The sequence below is a fragment of the Mesorhizobium sp. B2-8-5 genome (genome assembly GCF_006440675.2).
Taxonomy (GTDB): domain Bacteria; phylum Pseudomonadota; class Alphaproteobacteria; order Rhizobiales; family Rhizobiaceae; genus Mesorhizobium.
The window spans coordinates 4,923,466-4,940,863 of record NZ_CP083951.1 but is presented as its reverse complement, the minus strand read 5'-3'; the positions used below and the strand labels follow the sequence as shown (position 1 = coordinate 4,940,863).

The window sequence follows — 17,398 nt, the reverse complement described above, 5'->3', positions numbered from 1 at the left end:
AATGACAACCTTGCGTCTCGGCTTCATCATGCTTGTCCTTGTCGCCTCCGCCGGCCATGCGGCGGCCTTCGAGATCTCCAGCCCGTCGGTTTCGGACAGCAAATGGGACGCGAAATATCTCGGCGACAAGCCCGGCTGCGGTGGGCAAAGCATCTCGATCGCCCTTGCCTGGAAGGATCCGCCCGCCGGCACCAAGAGTTACGCGCTGACCATGTTCGACACCGACGCCAATGGCGGCAAGGGTTTCTGGCACTGGCTGGCCTGGAACATCCCGGCGAGCGCCAAGGGTCTGAAAGAAGGCGCCGGCGCGCAGAGCGGCAAGCGCATGCCCAAGGGGGCGGTGCTCGGCAAGGGCGGCGTCGGCCGCGCCGGCTATTTCGGCCCATGCCCGCCGCCGGGCAGCGGCCAGCATCACTATGTCTTTACGCTCTATGCACTGGGCGAAAAGACGCTGCGTACGCCGGACAATCCGTTACCGGACATGGTCTCGGTCGCCGCCAAGAGCTCCGCGCTCGGCGTGGCGAGTGTGACGTATACATTCGGGAGGTAGCCAATCTCCCCTCAAGAAGGGAGATTAACCCTTACTCCGCCGCCTCCAGCTTATCCTGCGTCTTCGTCTCGAAGTCGCTGGCGTCGTGGCGCTCGCGCAGCTGGAAGGCCGGATCGCCGGACATGCGGTTGACCATGCGGCCGCGGCTTACCGCCGGCCTGGCGTCGATCGCGTCGGCCCAGCGCTGCACGTTCTTGTATTCATGCACCGAGAGGAACTGCGCGGCGTCGTTGTAGCTGCGGCCCTTGGCCAGCCCGCCATACCAGGGCCACACCGCCATGTCGGCGATGGTGTAGTCGGGGCCGGCAAGATACTCGCTCTCGGCCAGGCGGCGGTCGAGCACGTCCATCTGCCGCTTGGTCTCCATGGCGAAGCGGTCGATGGCATATTCGATCTTGTGCGGCGCATAGGCGTAGAAATGGCCGAAGCCGCCGCCGAGATAGGGCGCCGAGCCCATCTGCCAGAACAGCCACGAGAAGGTTTCCGCGCGCGCCGCGCGCTCGGTCGGCAGGAACGCGCCGAATTTTTCGGCGAGATAGGTGAGGATCGAGCCGGATTCGAACACGCGCACCGGCTTCGGCTCGCTGCGGTCCATCAGCGCCGGGATCTTCGAGTTCGGGTTGACCCCGACGAATCCGCTGCCGAACTGGTCGCCGTCGCCGATCTTGATCAGCCAGGCATCATACTCTGCGCCCTTGTGGCCGAGCGCCAGCAACTCCTCCAGCATGATCGTAACCTTCTGGCCGTTGGGCGTGGCCAGTGAATAGAGCTGCAGCGGGTGCTTGCCGACCGGCAGTTCCTTCTCATGCGTCGGGCCCGCGATCGGCCGGTTGATCGAGGCGAACTGACCACCATTGGGCTTGTTCCAGGTCCAGACTTTCGGCGGGGTGTATTCGTCCATGTTGGCGGCCCTGTGTTTCGTAAGCGGCGGGAAGTCCGCCGCGGATGCTGCTAGACTTAGGTGCGGTTCCGCGCGCGTCAAAGAAAAAAGTTCAATCTTCGTTGAACTAGCGCTTGTGCCAGTGCCTTTCCCTTCTCTCCTTGTGGGAGAAGGTGGATCGGCGCGCGACGCCGAGACGAATTAAGTGTTCCAGCGGAGTGAGGCGTCTGTGCTCCCTGGAGTCCCCTCATCAGTCGCCTTCGGCGAAACCCTCTCCCACAAGGAGGCAAGGGGGAAATCCGCCCTTGCGCCGCGCTCCTTCGGCCATACTTATAAGCAGAGACCCCGCAATGCAGGATGGATCGATGACCATCGAGAAAATTTCGCGCTCCGTCGTTGCCGTGCGCGCCACGGTGCCGGACGACGCTTTCACCGCCAATGCGCTGGGCACGCGCCGCGAAGGCAGCGGCGTGGTGATCCGCGACAATGGCCTGGTGCTCACCATCGGCTATCTCATCACCGAGGCCGAGGAGGTGTGGCTGACCGACCAGGACGGCCGCGTGGTCGCCGCGCACGCGCTTGCCTATGACCAGGAAACCGGCTTCGGCCTTGTTCAGGCGCTGTCGCCGCTCAACCTTCCGGCTGTGCAGTTCGGCAATGCCAGGAAGACCAATGTCGGCGATGCCGTGACGCTCGCCGACGGCATCGGCCAGCAGGTCGACGCTCACATCGTCACCAAGCAGGAATTCGCCGGCTACTGGGAGTATCTGATCGACGAGGCGATCTTCATTGCGCCCGCCCACCCATCCTGGGGCGGGGCCGCGCTGTTCGATCGCGACGGCAAGCTGCTAGGCGTCGGATCGCTGCGCCTGCAGATGAGCCGCGCCGGCGAGGTGGCCGACATCAACATGGTCGTGCCGATCGATCTTCTGACGCCGATTCTGGACGATCTCATCAAGCGCGGCCAGGCGGCCAAGGCGCCGCGTCCGTGGCTTGGCGCCTTCTCGGCCGAGTCGAACGGCATGGTGGTGGTGATGAGCGTGGCCGAAGGTGGCCCGGCCGCCCAGGCCGGCCTGCGCCAGGGCGATATCATCTCCGACGTGCGCGACGGCGAAGTCGACGGTCTGGCCGATTTCTACAGAAAACTCTGGCAGAACCCGGCCGGCGCGGAGATTCCGCTGCGCGTCGTGCGCGACGGTCGCGAGACCTGGCTGCGCGTCAAATCCGCCGACCGCAATTCCTTCCTGAAGAAACCGCAGTTGCAGTAGAAGCGCCGATGCATCCCCGGCTGCTGAGGTCCTTTCTGGCGGTCGCGCGAACGCGCAACGTCACGCGCGCGGCGCAGGAGCTCCATCTCGCCCAGTCGAGCGTCAGCGACCAGATCCAGGCGCTGGAGGCCGAGCTTGGCGCCAGCCTCTTCACCCGTTCGCGACAGGGGCTGGAACTGACGCCGGCGGGCGAAACGCTGAAACCCTATGCCGAGGACCTGCTGGCGCTTGCCGACGACGCCCGCGCCGCCATCGATGCCACCAGCGCCGAGGCGGCCGGCAGCCTGTCGATCGGCGCGCTGGAGACGATCGCCGCGGCAAGGCTGGCGCCATGGCTTGCTGGTTTCCGCGCCGACCATCCCGGCATCGATATCAAGCTCCGGATCGCCGGCAGCGGCGAGTTGCTGCGCCGGCTGGGTGACGGCGAGATCGACGTCGCTTTCTGCTTCGAGCGACCCGATGCTGGTGAGCCGGACCGGCGCCTTGCCAGACGCGCCGTTGCGGTCGAGCCGCTGGCGCTGATCGCGCCTCCGGGCGACAACCGTGCGGATGTCGATCTGGCGGCGCTGGCCGAAAAGCCTTTCGTCGCCACCGAGACCGGCTGCGTCTACCGCGCCATGGTCGACAAGGCGTTTGCCGAGGCAGGTCTTGGCAAGCCAAGGCTGGCCGCCGAAGCCGGCAGCATCGACGCCATAGCCGGGCTGGTGGCGGCCGGCGCCGGCTTTGGCCTTGTGCCGCGGCTGGCTGTCGTCGCCGCGATTGATCGCGGCGAGGTGGCCGAGCTCGCCTGGCCCGGCTCGGTCCGCTCGGCGGACGTGGTGATGATCTGGCGCCGCCGCCGCGTCCAGCCGCCGGCGTTGAAAGCGTTGCTGACCGCTCTAGGGGAGGGCTTCGTCCCGGTCAAACCAGCCGGTGCCCGCCCTCGACATGCAGCGTCTCTCCCGTCGTAAAGCCATTGCCGATCAGGAAGCGGATTGCGTCGGCGATGTCCTCCGGCCTTCCGACCCGCCCCACGGGTAATCGCTCCGCCATGGTGGCCAGCGTCTGCGCCTTCCTGTCGCCCGCGACAAACTCCCATATCGGCGTATCGATCCAGCCGGGCGACACGGCGTTGACGCGGATCGGCGCGAGTTCCACAGCCAGCGCTCTTACCAGCCCTTCCAGCGCCGCGTTGACGGCTGCGACCACCGAGCCGCGAGCCGCCGGCCGATAGGCCGCGATGCCGGAGACGAAGGTGAGCGAACCTGTCGGCGGCAGCTTCGGCGCGCCATGCTTGGCGAGAAGCAGCGGCCCGTAAAATTTGCTTTCGACCACCCGCTGCGCGGCCGAAAGCTCGATCTCCGGCAACAGCCGGTAGGCGCCTTCGATGGCGGCGGCGGTGCTGACGATATGGTCGAGCCTGCCGATGCGCTCGAAAAGCGCTGCGACCCCGTCCTCGCGGCTTATATCGACCACGGCTGTCTCGAGCGTGCCCGGCTGGCCGAGTTCTTCCCGCGCCGCGCTCAGCTTCGCTTGCCCGCGCCCGGCGATGATGACGCCGGCTCCTTCCTCGAGACAGCGCTTGGCGAGCGCCAGCCCCATGCCCGAGCTGCCGCCGACGATCAGGATTCTCTGCTTGTCCATGTCCATGCCTTTCCTTTGCCTGGACAGGGTTTGGCAGGCCGCTGCGCGAAGCGGAAACGGAAGAATCCGATGGTGCCATAGGAAGCTCCGATGGCGGGGGTCGACGCGCTCGCCCCACTTCTACCGCAGGCTTTGGCATAACCGGTCGCGAGACCTGGCCGCGCATGAAATCCGCCGGCCGCGGCTCTTCCTGAGGAACCGCAACCGCGGCAACCTTGACTTGGGCGCGGCCCGATCCAGATGCACGGTACGGGCTCCGAGTTCATGCATTGCGCACCACTCCTGATCGTCGACGCCTTCAGCAGACGAATGCCCGCCGAAAGGAGATATCTGTGAACAACAAGTCGCTTATCATGCTGGCAACGTCGTTGGTTTCCGGCCTCGTATTTTCATTCGGCGCAACGCCCATGGCGGCCGCGCAGAGCGCGGCAACCGACATCGTGGTCGGTGCCGACACGACCTTCCCGCCATTCGAGACCGAGACGAATGGCGAAGTCACGGGCTTCGACATCGACATGATCAAGGCGATCGCCAAGGCCGAGGACATGACGGTCAGCCTGAAAACACTGCCGTTCAACGGGATCATCCCGAGTCTGCAGGCCGGCTCGATCGACGCCGCGGTTGCCGGAATAACGATCAAGACCAGCCGCATGCAGAACGTCGATTTCAGCGACGCCTATTACAAATCCGGCCTTTCGGTGCTGGTGAAGAAAGACTCCGGCATCAAGGGCTTCGACGATCTCAAGGGCCACGTGGTCGCGACCAAGAAGGCAACCTCGTCGGTCGACTACCTGACCGGTCATGGCTTCGCGCCGGATTATGTGAAGCAGTTCCAGAGCATCGATGCAGCCTATCAGGCGCTCGAAACCGGCGGGGCCGACGCGGTCATCTTCGACAATCCTGTCAACGTCAACTTCAAGGCCGGCCACGACAACGTCGAGACCGTAGGCCCGCTGCTGACTGGCGAATATTACGGCATCGCCATCAGCAAGCAAAAGCCGGAGCTTGTCGAGAAGATCAATGCCGGCCTCGCCAAGATCAAGCAGAGCGGCGAATACCAGAAGCTTTTCGAAAAATATTTCGGAGGCGATACCAGTGGTGTCGTCAACGAGGTTCAGAAACCGGCTTCCATCGCGATTTCGGGCTGAGGCCGTTCGGATCATCCAAACGGCAGATCCCTTCAGCGTTCCTCCGGCAAGTCGACGCGCATGGCGCCAGCCGTGCCATGCGTGTCTTCTGACGAAGCGGGCGGGAATAGCGATCCAAGGCACGGTTTATGGGCCCCATCTGGCAAAACCTACCCGTCATCCTCGATGGCCTGCGGCTTACCATCCAGTATTCGATCGTCGCCATCATCCTGATGGTGGTGATCGGCCTGTGCGCGGCGCTGATGCGCTTGTCGACTGTTGCGCCCCTGCGCTGGATCGCCACCGGCTATGTCGAGATCTTCCGGTCCACGCCGCTGCTGGTGCAACTCTTCTTCATCGTGCTTGGATTGCCGGCGATCCTGCCCGTCAACCAGTGGTTCGGACAGCTGACTTATCCCATCCTCGCCGCCGCCTTCACGCTCAGCCTGAACGAGGGCGCCTATGTCACCGAGATCATCCGCGCGGGCATTCTCGGCGTCGACCGGGGCCAGAAGGAGGCGGCGCAGTCAATTGCCATGAACGGCTTTCAGACGATGCGCTATATCGTTCTGCCCCAGGCGTTCAAGCGGATGATCCCGCCGCTGGTCAACCAGGCTGCCCAGACGATCAAGGATACCTCGCTGCTGGCGCCGGTCGGCATCGCCGAGCTGGTCTACAAGGGCGAGATCGTGATTGCCGAGACCTTTGCGTCCTTTGCGATCTGGGGGCTGATTGCCGCCCTCTATTTCGTCCTCATCTTCTCGCTGTCGAAGTTCTCGTCCTACCTGGAGAGGAGGCTTCAAGTTGATAAACGTTAAGGACCTTCACAAGTCCTTTGGCCACAACGAGATCCTCAAGGGGATAACCACTCATGTGGAGGAAAAGGAGGTCGTCGTCGTCATCGGTCCCTCGGGAAGCGGCAAGAGCACTTTTCTGCGCTGCCTGAACGGCTTGGAGGCAGCAACCAGCGGCGAGATCGAAATCGCCGGCATGATGCTGACCGACCCGAAGACAAACATCCACCAACTACGTCAGCATGTCGGCATGGTGTTTCAGCAGTTCAACCTGTTCAAGCACCTGACCATTCTGGAGAATGTCACGATCGGGCCGCGCAAGGTCAAGAAGATCCCGACCGAGGAGGCCAACAGGGTCGCGCGCGAATTGCTGGCCAAGGTCGGTCTCGTCGGCAAGGAAGCGAATTATCCGGACGAGCTGTCCGGCGGCCAGCAGCAGCGCGTGGCAATCGCGCGCTCGCTGGCGATGGGACCGAACGTCATGCTCTTCGACGAGCCGACCTCCGCGCTCGATCCCGAAATGGTGGGCGAGGTGCTTCAGGTCATGAAGACCCTCGCCGTTGAGGGCATGACGATGGTCGTGGTCACCCATGAGATGGGTTTTGCCCGGGAGGTCGGGCACCGTGTGATCTTCATGGATGACGGCATGATCGTCGAGGAGGGAGCGCCGAAAGCGCTTTTCTCGGATCCGCAGAGGAACCGCACAAAGAGCTTTCTGGCGAAAATTCTGTAGCCTTCGGCCCGGCGGTCGTCGCTTCAATTCGCAAATGAGGAGCCCGTTGGATCAAGCCGTTTGGCGCCTGCTGACAGAAACTGGCACCAGCCGGCGCTACAACCGCTGCGGAATCGTCCACACTGGTAGCGACGAAAGACGAGGTGACGATGGCCCCGATAAAGGTCGACCCGGACAAGGTGCGCGAGTTCCCCGATGCCGACGGCTTCTATGCCTGGCTGGCCGACAACCACGCCGGCGAAAGCGAGGTCTGGATCAAGGTCCACAAGGTCGGGTCTGGTCTCGCCTCGATCACGCCGAAGGAGGCGATCGACGTCGTGCTCTGCTTCGGCTGGATCGACGCGGTGCGCAAGTCGCTCGACGACAAGAGTTTCCTGCAGCGCTACACCCCGCGCGGCAGGAAGAGCATCTGGAGCAAGATCAACATCGACAATGTCGCGCGCCTGATCGAGGCGGGCCGCATGACCAGCCACGGCTTGCGCGAGGTCGAGGCGGCCAAGGCCGACGGCCGCTGGGACCGCGCCTATGGCGGATCGAAGGAGATGACCATCCCGCCCGACCTGCAGGCCGCGATCGATGCCGAGCCGAAGGCAAGGGCAATGCTGGAGAAGCTTTCGGCGCAGAACCGGTTCGCGCTCGCTTTTCGCACCCACAACATGAAGACCGAGGCGGGCCGCAAGAAGAAGATCGCCGATCTGGTGGCGATGCTGAAGCGCGGCGAGGCGATCCACCCGCAGAAGAAGAAGCCGTAGACGCAAACAAAAACGCCGCCCGGAAGGAGGGCGGCGTTTTCGGGAAGCGATGATCCTGAACCCTTTACAAGCGGTCCGGGATCATCCGGTCATGAAGTTCGAAACGCGTCAGGCCTTATGCGGCCTTCTTCGCAACATGCTTCTTTACATGGTGCTTGCGCACGTGATGCTTCTTGGCGTGATGCTTGGAGTGCTTCTTCACGTGATGATGCTTGCGGGCATGATGACGGTGATGCTTGCGATGATGCTTCTTGTGCTCGGCCTTGGCGGCGGGCTTGGCCGTCTCGGTGGTCGCGGCCGGAGCAGTCGTCGTCGTGGTCGCGGTGGTCGTCGCGGCGGCGTTGGCTTCGGTGGTGCCCAGCGCCGGCACCGCGAAAGCGAGCGCGACGGCAAGGCCGAGTGCGGAAAGAACGGTCTTTTTCATAATCGGCATTCCTTGGTTAAGAACAATGTCCTGTGTCGCGCGCCGCAAATCATCGGCTGCTCCGGTGCCGCTTATGGCAGGCGCTCTTTTCGCGAGTTTTTCCCGACTGTTGAATCTTGTTTCTGGATTGTGTCCGGCGCGTCGTCGCCCTCGTGCATTGGGCAAAGGTGACCGCGTAGCGACCCGCGAGGGTGCGCTTTCAGATGCGATAGCGTTCCTCGGCAGCGGTGAATATTGCTGGGGTTCGGAATTGCCCGTCACTCATGAACTGAATCGCATAATGATTGCGAACTCTTCACTCTAATCAATCGGTGCGATCGATGCGATCTTGCTGTCGACACGCACAACCGAAGGAGCGGAAGCAATGACCGGCCACACAGATCATTCCGGCAAGGTGGCGCTCGTCACCGGCGGCAATCGGGGCATCGGCCTGGAAACGGCGCACCAACTCGCCGAACTCGGCTTCACCGTGCTGATCGGCGCGCGCGATCTTGCCAAGGGCGAGGCGGCGGCGAAGCGGCTTGGCGGCAAGGTCGAAGCCATCGCGCTGGATGTCGCCGCGCCCGAGGCGGCCGCGCGCGCCGCGGCCGAGGTCGAGCGCCGCTTCGGCCAGCTCGACGTTTTGGTCAACAATGCCGCCATCCATTACGACCCTTCGGCGCGATCGCTCAAGCCCGACTGGACGGTGATCCGCGAGGCCTTCGAGACCAATGTCTTCGGCGCCTGGCGCGTCGCTGCCGCCTTCGCGCCGCTGCTCGGTGCCTCCGGTCATGGCCGGCTGGTCAACGTCTCGTCGGAAGGCGGCTCGCTCGCTTCGATGGGCGCCGGCGCCCCGGCCTATTCGACCAGCAAGGCGACGCTCAACGCGCTGACCCGCATCCTGGCCGCGGAGCTGCGCGGCGCGGGCGTGCTGGTCAACTCGATCTGCCCCGGCTGGGTCGCCACCGACATGGGCGGTCCCGGCGGACGCCCGGTGGCGCAGGGAGCGGCCGGGATCGTCTGGGCCGCGACCTTGCCCGACGACGGCCCGACCGGCGGCTTTTTTCGCGACGGCAAGCCGCTGCCGTGGTGAGCGCGTCGATGAGATGGATATTTCCCAATTTGGGTAAGTACCCTTTGTTCCCAGTTTGGGAAATGGCTATATGGGTGCATGCAAATCGTCAGCAGGAAAACGCTCGTCACCTTCTGGACGAAGCATCCGCAATCCAGAATGCCGCTGACGGCCTGGTTCAATGCATCGAGCAAGGTCGACTGGAAGGGACCGGCTGACGTCAAGGAACAGTTCGGCGCAAATGTCGATTTCGTAGCTGATAACCGTCCGGTGTTCGACATTGCGGGCAATAAGTATCGGCTGATTGTGCATGTAAGCTACACGTTCAAGAGAGTGCTCATCAAATTCGTCGGCACTCACGTCGAGTACGACAAGACAGACGCGGAGAAGGTGTGATGGACAACATCCGACCCATTAAGACCGACGCCGATTACGATTGGGCGATTGCGGAGATCACTCGCTATTTTGACAAGGAGCCCGTTCCCGACACGCCTGACGCCGATCGTTTCGATGTTCTTGCTGAACTTATCGAAGCATACGAGACAAAAAAACACTACCCTATTGCGGAAACCGACCCGGTGGACGCGATCACTGCTCATATGGAGATGGCCAATCTCAGCAGGCAAGCGCTGATAAAGCTGCTCGGGTCAGCGTCGCGAGCATCTGAGATTCTAGCCCGCAAGCGAGCGCTGACGATGGACATGGTTTTCAAGCTCAATCGTGAATGGCATATCCCTGCAGAGGTTCTGATCGTCCCTTACCACTTGGCCGATCAGGGCAACACAAAGGACAGAAAAGCCGCCGCTCGCGCTTGACCGTCCCGGGGCGCCTCATCACCATACGACCGCCCCTTGATCGTCTCCGGCAACTGGTCATCCCAATCTTCTGCCATGCTACGAAAATAGCATTCTCGGCCCGCGACATGTGGTGCTAGGCTCGCGCCCGTGCCCCCAAGGCACGCCGTGGCCCAGCCCGCAAACAAGAGGACCCGCGAGAGGAGGAGCGGCAGAGCGGGATCGAGGCTCCAATCCAAAATCCGAAGGAACTGTTGAACCATCGCGAGGCAGCCGCGTTTCCCATGGCTGCCATATGGGAGGAACCACCAGTGAAAGCATCCTATCTCGTCTCGGCCGCGCTCCTTGCGGCATCCGCAATGCCGGCCGCGGCCGGCGAAATCTCGGACGGCAAGGTCAAGATCGGCATCCTCAACGACCAGTCGGGCGTCTATGCCGATTTCGGCGGCAAGTGGTCGGTCGAGGCCGCCAAGATGGCGGTCGAGGATTTCGGCGGCAAGGTGCAGGGCGCGCCGATCGAGATCGTCAGCGCCGATCATCAGAACAAGCCCGACATCGCCTCCAACATCGCGCGCCAGTGGTACGACACCGAGCAGGTCGACGCGATCATGGAGCTCACGACGTCTTCCGTGGCCTTGGCCGTCCAGGGGCTTTCCAAGGAAAAGAAGAAGATCGACATCGTCACCGGCGCAGCCTCCACCGACCTCACCGGCAAGCAGTGCTCGCCCTATGGTTTTCACTGGGCCTATGACACCCATTCGCAGGCTGTTGGCACCGGCGGCGAGTTGGTCAAGCAGGGCGGCGACAGCTGGTATTTCATCACCGTCGACTATGCCTTCGGCTATTCGCTCAAGGACCAGACCGCCAAGCTGGTCGAAGCCAGCGGCGGCAAGGTGCTGGGCGAGGTGCGCTATCCGCTCGGCTCCACCGACTATTCCTCCTTCCTGCTCCAGGCGCAGTCCTCCGGCGCCAAGATCGTCGGGCTTGCCAATGCCGGCCTCGACACCTCGAACTCGATCAAGCAGGCGGCGGAATTCGGCATCGTCGCCGGCGGCCAGCGGCTGGCGGCACTTCTCTTCACGCTCGCCGAAGTGCATGGGCTCGGCCTCCAGGCGGCGCAGGGCGTGGTGCTGACCGAAGGCTTTTACTGGGACCGCGACGACAAGAGCCGCGAATTCGCCCAACGCTTCTTCAAGCGCACCAACCGCATGCCGAACATGATCCAGGCCGGCACCTACTCGGCGGTGACGCAGTATCTGAAGGCCATCGACAAGGCCGGCACCGACGAGACCGGGGCCGTGGCCAAGGAACTGCATGAAATGCCGGTCAACGACGTCTTCACCGCCAACGGCAAGGTGCAGGCCGACGGCTCGATGGTGCACGACATGTATCTCTACCAGGTCAAGAAGCCGGAAGAGTCGAAGAAGGACTGGGACTACTACACCTATCTGGCGACCATTCCGGGCGACAAGGCCTTCATGAAGGCCGAAGACAGCGGCTGCCCGCTCGTCACCAAGTGACGCTCGACACCGCCACCGCTGTTCGCCCGGACAGCACCGATCAGGCGCCGCGGGTGGTGCTTTCCGCCCGCGGCCTCAGGCGCGACTTCGCCGGCTTCGTCGCGGTGAAGGATGTCGACCTCGACGTCCATCACGCAAAAATCCATGCGCTGATCGGCCCGAACGGCGCCGGCAAGACCACCATCTTCAACCTGTTGACCAAATTCCTGCAGCCGACCAGCGGCAGGATCGAATTGCTCGGCACCGACATCACCCGCGCGCCGCCGGCTAAAGTGGCGCGTATGGGCCTCGTCCGTTCCTTCCAGATATCGGCGATCTTTCCGCATCTCTCCGTGCTCGACAATGTGCGCGTGGCGCTGCAGCGTCCGGGCGGGCTCGGCTACCAGTTCTGGCGCCCGGTCGCCGCACTGGATCAGCTCACGCCAAGGGCGAGCGAGCTGCTCGCCATCGTAGGTCTTGACGACGCGGCGTATCGGCTCGCCGGCGATCTTTCCTACGGCCGCAAGCGCGTGCTGGAGATCGCGACCACGCTGGCGCTCGACCCGAAAGTGCTTCTGCTCGACGAGCCGATGGCCGGCATGGGACATGAGGATGTCGGCATGATCTCCGGCATCATCCGCTCGTTGGCGAAGGACCGCGCCGTGCTGATGGTCGAGCACAATCTTACCGTGGTTGCCGACCTCTGCGACTGGATCACCGTCATGCAGCGTGGCCAGGTGCTGGCGGCCGGCGACTATGCCACCGTCAGCCAGGACGAGCGCGTGCGCGTCGCTTACATGGGAACCGAGCATGAGTGAGCCGCTGCTTGCCGTGCGCGACCTCCACGCCTGGTATGGCGAAGGCCATGCGCTGCACGGCGTCGACCTCGATGTCAGGCGCGGCGAGACCGTGACGCTGCTCGGCCGCAACGGTGTTGGCAAGACGACGACGTTGCGCGCCATCATGGGCCTGATCCGCAAGCGCACCGGCTCCGTCACCTTCAACGGCAAGGACCTGATCGGCCTGCCGCTTCACCGCGTCGCCCATCAGGGCATCGGCTTCGTGCCGGAGGAGCGCGGCATCTTCGCCACCCTCACCGTCGACGAGAACCTGATCCTGCCGCCGGTCGTGGCCAAGGGCGGCATGAGCGTGGAGGAAATCTTCGAGCTCTTCCCCAACCTCAAGGAACGCCGCGACAGCCAAGGGACAAAACTGTCCGGAGGCGAACAGCAGATGCTGGCGATTGCGCGCATCCTGCGCACCGGCGTCGAGATGCTTTTGCTCGACGAGCCGACCGAAGGCCTGGCGCCGGTCATCGTCCAGCGCATCGGCGAGCTGCTGGCGACGCTGAAGAAGCGCGGCATGACCATCCTGCTGGTGGAACAGAACTTCCGCTTCGCCGCCCGCATCGCCGACCGCTTCTACCTGATGGACCACGGCAAGGTGGTGGAGGGTTTTGCCGTCGGCCAGCTGTCCGCGCACACCGACAAGCTGCACGAAGTGCTGGGGGTATGATCGCGCCATGTTGACGGTCTTCGGCATCCCCATCCAGGCCTTGCTCGGGCAACTCCTTGTCGGCCTGATCAACGGCTCCTTCTACGCCATGCTCAGCCTCGGCCTCGCCGTTATCTTCGGCCTGCTGCGCATCATCAATTTTGCCCATGGCGCGCTCTATATGCTGGGTGCCTTCATCGGCTATCTGCTGCTGGTGCATTTGGGCATCGGCTACTGGCCGGCGCTGGTCCTTGTGCCGCTTATCGTCGGCCTGTTCGGCATGGCGGTCGAGCGCCTCGCGCTGTCGCGGCTCTACCGCCTCGACCCGCTTTACGGCCTGCTCTTCACCTTCGGCCTCGCCTTGGTCATCGAAGGCGTGTTCCGCTATTACTACGGCGTCTCGGGCAATCCCTATGCCGTGCCGACACTGCTCGCCGGCGGAACCAATCTCGGCTTCATGTTCCTGCCCAATTATCGCGGCTGGGTGGTGGTGGCTTCGCTGATCGTCTGCATCGGCACCTGGCTGCTGATCGAAAAGACGAGGCTTGGCTCCTATCTGCGCGCGGCGACCGAGAACCCGCAACTGGTGCAGGCCTTCGGCGTCAACGTGCCGCTGCTGCTCACGCTCACCTACGGGCTGGGCGCGGCCCTTGCGGGGCTCGCCGGCATTCTCGCCGCTCCCGTCTACCAGGTCAGCCCGCTGATGGGTTCGGACCTGATCATCGTCGTCTTCGCCGTCGTCGTGATCGGCGGCATGGGCTCGATCCTGGGCGCGATCGTCACCGGCTACATGCTCGGCCTCGCCGAGGGCCTGACCAAGGTTTTTTACCCGGAGGCCTCGAACCTGGTCGTGTTCGTCATCATGGTGATCGTGCTGCTCTTGCGCCCGGCCGGCCTGTTCGGAAGGGATGCCTGAGATGAGCGAGGCAACCCTTCACCAGGAACGCGCCGCCGCCTCGCTCAGGCTCGAACGGGCACTGATAGCGCTGGGCATCGTGGCGCTGATTGCCGCGCCCTTCTTCGTCTATCCGATCTTCGTCATGAAGATGCTGTGCTTCGCCTTGTTCGCCTGCGCCTTCAACCTCTTGCTCGGCTACACCGGCCTGCTTTCCTTCGGCCATGCCGCCTTCTTCGGCGGTGCGGCCTATTTCTGCGCCTACGCCGTGAAAGCCTGGGGCTGGCCGCCGGAGGCAGCCATCCTGCTCGGCACCGCGGGTGCCGCGGGCATGGGCCTCGTCATGGGCTTCCTCGCCATCCGAAGGCAGGGGATCTATTTCTCGATGATCACGCTTGCGCTGGCGCAGATGTTCTATTTCTTCTGCGTCCAGGCGCCCTTCACCGAGGGCGAGGACGGCATCCAGGGCGTGCCTCGCGGCCACCTCTTCGGCGTCATCGACCTCAACGTCACCATGAACATGTATTTCTTCGTGCTCGCCGTCTTCCTCGTCGGCGCCTTCGCCATCTGGCGCATCGTCAATTCGCCCTTCGGCATGATCCTGCGCTCGATAAGAGAAAACGAGAACCGCGCCATTTCGCTCGGCTATTCCGTCGGCCGCTACAAGCTCGCCGCCTTTGTCATGTCGGCGGCCCTTGCCGGCTTCGCCGGCGCGACCAAGGCGATCGTCTTCCAGTTCGCCACTCTCACCGACGTCACCTGGCAGATGTCGGGCGAGGTGATCCTGATGACGCTGCTCGGCGGCATCGGTACCATGGTCGGTCCGGTGGCCGGCGCCGGCCTTGTCGTAGGCCTGGAAAACACGCTTGCCACCTCTGGCTTCCCGGTGACCATCGCCACCGGCCTGATCTTCATGATCTGCGTGCTCATCTTCCGGCGCGGCATTGTCGGCGAGGTATATGCGAGGTGGCTGGCGCCGGCGGCCGAGGACGGCAACCGCGGCAAGCTTTGATTCATGGCTTTGAGCGATCAGCCGACCGTGGCTGGATCGCCGAAGCCTGCCTTCAGGCTGCGCGCTTGGGTTCGACCGCGAACGGGCTGAGCCCGAGCCAGGTTTGCATCTTCCTGCCGATGGCCTTGTCGCCGGTCAGGACGACCTTCACGCCGGCTGTCTCGACGGTCAGCAGGCCCATCCAGATTGCGGTCATCGTGTGGAGATCGGTCGAGACGTAGAGGTCGACCTCGAAGCCCGGATCGTACCAGCACAAATCGACCTCGCCATGCTTCTCGACGATCAGCCACCACGAGCGTTTCGACGCCGGAAGATCCTGATACAGAAATTGTATCACGGTTCTTCCGTCGGGCAGCGGCGAGGGGTTCAGATTACGCCGCATATCCCACATTAGCAGGGACGGATCGAGGTTCTTCAACGAGAGCCTGGACTCGACCCATTTCTGTCCCCAAAAGCCCATTGCCTCGACGACCGGGCGCAAATCGCGTCCCGCCTCGGTCAACCGATAGTCGAAGATACCCTTCTCGCCGGGGACTTCCCGGCGCTCCACGATCCCCGCCAGCTCCAGCTCCTTCAGCCGTTGCGACAGAAGGGTCGGCGACATTTTCGGCACGCCGCGGCGCAGGTCGTTGAAGCGGGTCGAGCCCGCCACCAGTTCGCGCATCAGCACCATCGTCCAGCGGGTGCATAGCACCTCGGCGGCCATCGATAGCGGGCAGAACTGCTTGTATCCGTGCTGGGCCATGATCTGTGTCCTCCCTCGAAGCTGGGTGGAACATTAGACCTTCATGAATGAAGCGGCGAGTACAGAAACTGTACCGGCCCGGTACAGATCGCGGACTGGTTGGCGCGAGCCCTGCCGTGCGAGCCGTTTGGCCGACGCACGGGATACCCCTGTGCGCAGCAACCAGGAGACTGACCATGACCGCTTACCTTATCGCGGATATCAAGGTGAAAGATCCGAAATGGATACCGGACTACGCCGCGACCGTGCACGACCTCGTTCACAAGCACGGCGGCAGATATCTGGCGCGCAGCGGCAATGTGAAGACGCTCGAGGGCAAGCCCCTCGACACGACGCTGATCGCGCTGATGGCCTTCCCATCGGAAGCGGCGGCCCACGCCTTCACCAATGATCCGGCCTACGCCCCCTTCGTGTCGGCCCGACAAGGTGGCAGCGACAGCCGGTTCCAGCTGATCGACAACACCGACCTGGCCGGAACGATCTCGTACCTGCCGAAGGGATGATCGGCAGCCGCCGCATCGAACCCGCGATCATCAAGCACAAACAGCCACGGCGCTTGCCTGTCGCGCCGCCGTATTTTCGGCGGCCGGCAAGCCGTGCTTTTTCAGGAAGAACGGAATGAACATGACACCACACTTTTGGAACAGGCTTCTCATGGCAGCGGCCGCGCTGACGGCCTTTACGACCTTCGCGCAGGCCCATCAGCATGCGGCTGCGTCCGTGTCCGGCGCCAGCCCGCTGGCCGACAAGGTGCGAGCGGCCAACAGCCGGTTTCTCGACGTCAAGGCCGCTACGGCCGAGGGCTATGCGCCTATTCCTTGCGCCAGTGGCATCACTGGCGGCGCCATGGGCATCCACTACGTCAACGGCCAGTATCTGAAGGACGACAAGATCGATATCGCCCGTCCGGAAGCGGTCATGTACGAGCCGATGGCCGACGGCGCGCTGAAGCTGGTGGCGGTCGAATACATCACCTCGAAGGGGCCGGCGTCGCTCGACGGCCAACTGTTCAACTTCAACAGCGCGCCCAACCGCTACGGTCTGGGCGAGTTCTACGAACTGCATGTCTGGGCCTGGAAGGGCAACCCGACCGGCACCTTTGCAGACATGAACCCGAAAGTGTCGTGCGAACACGCGATGACGCCGAGCCAGTAGACGCTGGAGATTGGCGAAAGCCAGGATGACTGCCGATCTCCCCCTTGTTGGGAAGATCGGCAGCTTCGACGCCTCACTCCACCGGCACTTCCAACCCTACCTTGACCCGGTCCATCGCCACGAACGTGCGAAACCTTTTGACGTTGTTGTTTGCGAAGAACAGCCGCCGGGTCAGCGCTTCGTAGTCGGCCATCGTCGCCACGGTGACGACGAGGATGAAATCGGCCTCGCCGGTGACGTAATAGCATTGCTGCACCTCGGGCACTTCGGCAAAGCCGCGCTTGGCGGCGTCGATCAGCTCGGCGCGCTCGCTCTCCACCTCGACCTCGACGAAGATGGTGATCGGATGGCCGACCTTGGCCGGATCGACCAGCGCGACATTGGCGCGGATGACGCCCGTTTCCTCCATGCGCTTGATGCGCCGCTGCACGGCCGGCGCCGAGAGGTTGACCTTCTCGCCGATGACGCGCTGCGGCGTGGTGTTGTCCTTCTGCAGGATGGCGAGGATGGCGCGGTCGAAGGCGTCGAGTTCGGGCGAAATGGACATGGCAGCGTTCCAGACGAAACAAACTTGCATTTAAAGCGCCAAAACAGAGCGCCTT

22 protein-coding genes are annotated in these 17,398 nt (G+C 63.4%); 17 read left to right on the top strand and 5 right to left on the bottom strand.

From position 1 onward, the window contains the following. Position 1: 1 nt before the first annotated feature. Complete coding sequence (locus FJ430_RS24325) at positions 2 to 550, top strand: YbhB/YbcL family Raf kinase inhibitor-like protein (RefSeq protein WP_140710056.1); 549 nt, start codon at positions 2 to 4, stop codon at positions 548 to 550. A gap of 31 nt (positions 551 to 581) precedes the next feature. On the opposite strand, the gene yghU is transcribed toward FJ430_RS24325, so the two are convergent. After that, the gene (gene yghU / locus FJ430_RS24320) at positions 582 to 1,451 is read right to left on the bottom strand and encodes a glutathione-dependent disulfide-bond oxidoreductase (protein ID WP_140645498.1); all 870 of its coding nucleotides are present in this window, start codon (positions 1,449 to 1,451) and stop codon (positions 582 to 584) included. A gap of 344 nt (positions 1,452 to 1,795) precedes the next feature. On the opposite strand from yghU, the gene FJ430_RS24315 reads away from it, so the two are divergent. Continuing rightward, positions 1,796 to 2,698 (top strand): S1C family serine protease, encoded by a 903-nt coding sequence (locus FJ430_RS24315; protein ID WP_140710058.1) that lies wholly within the window; start codon positions 1,796 to 1,798, stop codon positions 2,696 to 2,698. Positions 2,699 to 2,706: 8 nt separating this feature from the next. Continuing rightward, positions 2,707 to 3,648 (top strand): LysR family transcriptional regulator, encoded by a 942-nt coding sequence (locus FJ430_RS24310; protein ID WP_140710060.1) that lies wholly within the window; start codon positions 2,707 to 2,709, stop codon positions 3,646 to 3,648. Here FJ430_RS24310 and FJ430_RS24305 read toward each other — a convergent pair. Next, positions 3,599 to 4,327, bottom strand: a complete 729-nt coding sequence (locus FJ430_RS24305) for an SDR family oxidoreductase (protein ID WP_140710062.1) — start codon at positions 4,325 to 4,327, stop codon at positions 3,599 to 3,601. The two genes, FJ430_RS24310 and FJ430_RS24305, sit on opposite strands and share 50 nt — an antisense overlap. Before the next feature lie 326 nt (positions 4,328 to 4,653). Here FJ430_RS24305 and FJ430_RS24300 point away from each other — a divergent pair, with 326 nt between their 5' ends. The 4 genes from FJ430_RS24300 (at position 4,654) to FJ430_RS24285 (ending at position 7,727) form a co-directional block, all read left to right on the top strand. After that, a complete protein-coding gene (locus FJ430_RS24300) occupies positions 4,654 to 5,469 on the top strand; it encodes a basic amino acid ABC transporter substrate-binding protein (RefSeq protein ID WP_210242118.1) in 816 nt (271 codons plus the stop codon). Positions 5,470 to 5,597: 128 nt separating this feature from the next. Beyond that, entirely contained in the window at positions 5,598 to 6,266 is a 669-nt protein-coding gene (locus FJ430_RS24295; protein ID WP_140645502.1) for an amino acid ABC transporter permease, read from the top strand. Further along, positions 6,253 to 6,975, top strand: coding sequence for an amino acid ABC transporter ATP-binding protein (locus FJ430_RS24290; protein ID WP_140645503.1), 723 nt, complete (start codon positions 6,253 to 6,255; stop codon positions 6,973 to 6,975). Before FJ430_RS24295 ends, FJ430_RS24290 begins: the two co-directional genes overlap by 14 nt. A gap of 149 nt (positions 6,976 to 7,124) precedes the next feature. Continuing rightward, complete coding sequence (locus tag FJ430_RS24285; RefSeq protein WP_140710064.1) at positions 7,125 to 7,727, top strand: YdeI/OmpD-associated family protein; 603 nt, start codon at positions 7,125 to 7,127, stop codon at positions 7,725 to 7,727. 115 nt (positions 7,728 to 7,842) lie between these two features. On the opposite strand, the gene FJ430_RS24280 is transcribed toward FJ430_RS24285, so the two are convergent. Continuing rightward, a complete protein-coding gene (locus FJ430_RS24280) occupies positions 7,843 to 8,151 on the bottom strand; it encodes a hypothetical protein (RefSeq protein WP_140710066.1) in 309 nt (102 codons plus the stop codon). A gap of 364 nt (positions 8,152 to 8,515) precedes the next feature. Here FJ430_RS24280 and FJ430_RS24275 point away from each other — a divergent pair, with 364 nt between their 5' ends. The 8 genes from FJ430_RS24275 (at position 8,516) to FJ430_RS24240 (ending at position 14,896) form a co-directional block, all read left to right on the top strand. Further along, the gene (locus tag FJ430_RS24275) at positions 8,516 to 9,223 is read left to right on the top strand and encodes an SDR family NAD(P)-dependent oxidoreductase (RefSeq protein WP_140710068.1); all 708 of its coding nucleotides are present in this window, start codon (positions 8,516 to 8,518) and stop codon (positions 9,221 to 9,223) included. 78 nt (positions 9,224 to 9,301) lie between these two features. Continuing rightward, complete coding sequence (locus FJ430_RS24270; RefSeq protein WP_140710070.1) at positions 9,302 to 9,598, top strand: type II toxin-antitoxin system HigB family toxin; 297 nt, start codon at positions 9,302 to 9,304, stop codon at positions 9,596 to 9,598. Beyond that, complete coding sequence (locus FJ430_RS24265; protein WP_140710072.1) at positions 9,598 to 10,017, top strand: helix-turn-helix domain-containing protein; 420 nt, start codon at positions 9,598 to 9,600, stop codon at positions 10,015 to 10,017. Before FJ430_RS24270 ends, FJ430_RS24265 begins: the two co-directional genes overlap by 1 nt. A gap of 290 nt (positions 10,018 to 10,307) precedes the next feature. Further along, on the top strand, positions 10,308 to 11,516 hold the full coding sequence (locus tag FJ430_RS24260) for an ABC transporter substrate-binding protein (protein ID WP_140710074.1): 1,209 nt from the start codon (positions 10,308 to 10,310) through the stop codon (positions 11,514 to 11,516). Continuing rightward, the gene (locus FJ430_RS24255; protein ID WP_140710076.1) at positions 11,513 to 12,313 is read left to right on the top strand and encodes an ABC transporter ATP-binding protein; all 801 of its coding nucleotides are present in this window, start codon (positions 11,513 to 11,515) and stop codon (positions 12,311 to 12,313) included. The genes FJ430_RS24260 and FJ430_RS24255 overlap by 4 nt, the downstream gene beginning before the upstream one ends. Beyond that, on the top strand, positions 12,306 to 13,010 hold the full coding sequence (locus FJ430_RS24250) for an ABC transporter ATP-binding protein (RefSeq protein WP_140645511.1): 705 nt from the start codon (positions 12,306 to 12,308) through the stop codon (positions 13,008 to 13,010). Before FJ430_RS24255 ends, FJ430_RS24250 begins: the two co-directional genes overlap by 8 nt. A gap of 7 nt (positions 13,011 to 13,017) precedes the next feature. Continuing rightward, a complete protein-coding gene (locus FJ430_RS24245) occupies positions 13,018 to 13,905 on the top strand; it encodes a branched-chain amino acid ABC transporter permease (RefSeq protein ID WP_140645512.1) in 888 nt (295 codons plus the stop codon). Between the two features lies 1 nt (position 13,906). Beyond that, positions 13,907 to 14,896 (top strand): branched-chain amino acid ABC transporter permease, encoded by a 990-nt coding sequence (locus FJ430_RS24240; RefSeq protein ID WP_140710078.1) that lies wholly within the window; start codon positions 13,907 to 13,909, stop codon positions 14,894 to 14,896. Positions 14,897 to 14,948: 52 nt separating this feature from the next. Here FJ430_RS24240 and FJ430_RS24235 read toward each other — a convergent pair whose 3' ends face one another. Next, a complete protein-coding gene (locus FJ430_RS24235; protein ID WP_140710080.1) occupies positions 14,949 to 15,641 on the bottom strand; it encodes a winged helix-turn-helix transcriptional regulator in 693 nt (230 codons plus the stop codon). 176 nt (positions 15,642 to 15,817) lie between these two features. Between FJ430_RS24235 and FJ430_RS24230 the strand changes: the two genes are divergently transcribed. Together FJ430_RS24230 and FJ430_RS24225 are read left to right on the top strand one after the other, a co-directional pair. Continuing rightward, on the top strand, positions 15,818 to 16,144 hold the full coding sequence (locus FJ430_RS24230; RefSeq protein ID WP_140645515.1) for a DUF1330 domain-containing protein: 327 nt from the start codon (positions 15,818 to 15,820) through the stop codon (positions 16,142 to 16,144). 121 nt (positions 16,145 to 16,265) lie between these two features. Continuing rightward, positions 16,266 to 16,796: a hypothetical protein gene (locus FJ430_RS24225; RefSeq protein WP_413467883.1), complete on the top strand. Its 531-nt coding sequence runs from the start codon at positions 16,266 to 16,268 to the stop codon at positions 16,794 to 16,796. Between the two features lie 73 nt (positions 16,797 to 16,869). On the opposite strand, the gene FJ430_RS24220 is transcribed toward FJ430_RS24225, so the two are convergent. Then, on the bottom strand, positions 16,870 to 17,343 hold the full coding sequence (locus FJ430_RS24220) for an Lrp/AsnC family transcriptional regulator (RefSeq protein ID WP_140645516.1): 474 nt from the start codon (positions 17,341 to 17,343) through the stop codon (positions 16,870 to 16,872). Between the last annotated feature and the right edge of the window lie 55 nt (positions 17,344 to 17,398).

What these genes read in the sequence shown, in the direction of transcription:
- FJ430_RS24295 (WP_140645502.1), top strand. Translation starts at nt 5,598, where the DNA reads ATGGGCCCCATCTGGCAAAACCTACCCGTCATCCTCGATGGCCTGCGG.
- FJ430_RS24285 (WP_140710064.1), top strand. Translation starts at nt 7,125, where the DNA reads ATGGCCCCGATAAAGGTCGACCCGGACAAGGTGCGCGAGTTCCCCGAT.
- FJ430_RS24310 (WP_140710060.1), top strand. Translation starts at nt 2,707, where the DNA reads ATGCATCCCCGGCTGCTGAGGTCCTTTCTGGCGGTCGCGCGAACGCGC.
- FJ430_RS24245 (WP_140645512.1), top strand. Translation starts at nt 13,018, where the DNA reads ATGTTGACGGTCTTCGGCATCCCCATCCAGGCCTTGCTCGGGCAACTC.
- yghU (WP_140645498.1), bottom strand. Translation starts at nt 1,451, where the DNA reads ATGGACGAATACACCCCGCCGAAAGTCTGGACCTGGAACAAGCCCAAT.
- FJ430_RS24220 (WP_140645516.1), bottom strand. Translation starts at nt 17,343, where the DNA reads ATGTCCATTTCGCCCGAACTCGACGCCTTCGACCGCGCCATCCTCGCC.
- FJ430_RS24230 (WP_140645515.1), top strand. Translation starts at nt 15,818, where the DNA reads ATGACCGCTTACCTTATCGCGGATATCAAGGTGAAAGATCCGAAATGG.
- FJ430_RS24270 (WP_140710070.1), top strand. Translation starts at nt 9,302, where the DNA reads ATGCAAATCGTCAGCAGGAAAACGCTCGTCACCTTCTGGACGAAGCAT.
- FJ430_RS24235 (WP_140710080.1), bottom strand. Translation starts at nt 15,641, where the DNA reads ATGGCCCAGCACGGATACAAGCAGTTCTGCCCGCTATCGATGGCCGCC.
- FJ430_RS24240 (WP_140710078.1), top strand. Translation starts at nt 13,907, where the DNA reads ATGAGCGAGGCAACCCTTCACCAGGAACGCGCCGCCGCCTCGCTCAGG.
- FJ430_RS24315 (WP_140710058.1), top strand. Translation starts at nt 1,796, where the DNA reads ATGACCATCGAGAAAATTTCGCGCTCCGTCGTTGCCGTGCGCGCCACG.
- FJ430_RS24275 (WP_140710068.1), top strand. Translation starts at nt 8,516, where the DNA reads ATGACCGGCCACACAGATCATTCCGGCAAGGTGGCGCTCGTCACCGGC.
- FJ430_RS24225 (WP_413467883.1), top strand. Translation starts at nt 16,266, where the DNA reads ATGACACCACACTTTTGGAACAGGCTTCTCATGGCAGCGGCCGCGCTG.
- FJ430_RS24265 (WP_140710072.1), top strand. Translation starts at nt 9,598, where the DNA reads ATGGACAACATCCGACCCATTAAGACCGACGCCGATTACGATTGGGCG.
- FJ430_RS24305 (WP_140710062.1), bottom strand. Translation starts at nt 4,327, where the DNA reads ATGGACATGGACAAGCAGAGAATCCTGATCGTCGGCGGCAGCTCGGGC.
- FJ430_RS24250 (WP_140645511.1), top strand. Translation starts at nt 12,306, where the DNA reads ATGAGTGAGCCGCTGCTTGCCGTGCGCGACCTCCACGCCTGGTATGGC.
- FJ430_RS24325 (WP_140710056.1), top strand. Translation starts at nt 2, where the DNA reads ATGACAACCTTGCGTCTCGGCTTCATCATGCTTGTCCTTGTCGCCTCC.
- FJ430_RS24280 (WP_140710066.1), bottom strand. Translation starts at nt 8,151, where the DNA reads ATGAAAAAGACCGTTCTTTCCGCACTCGGCCTTGCCGTCGCGCTCGCT.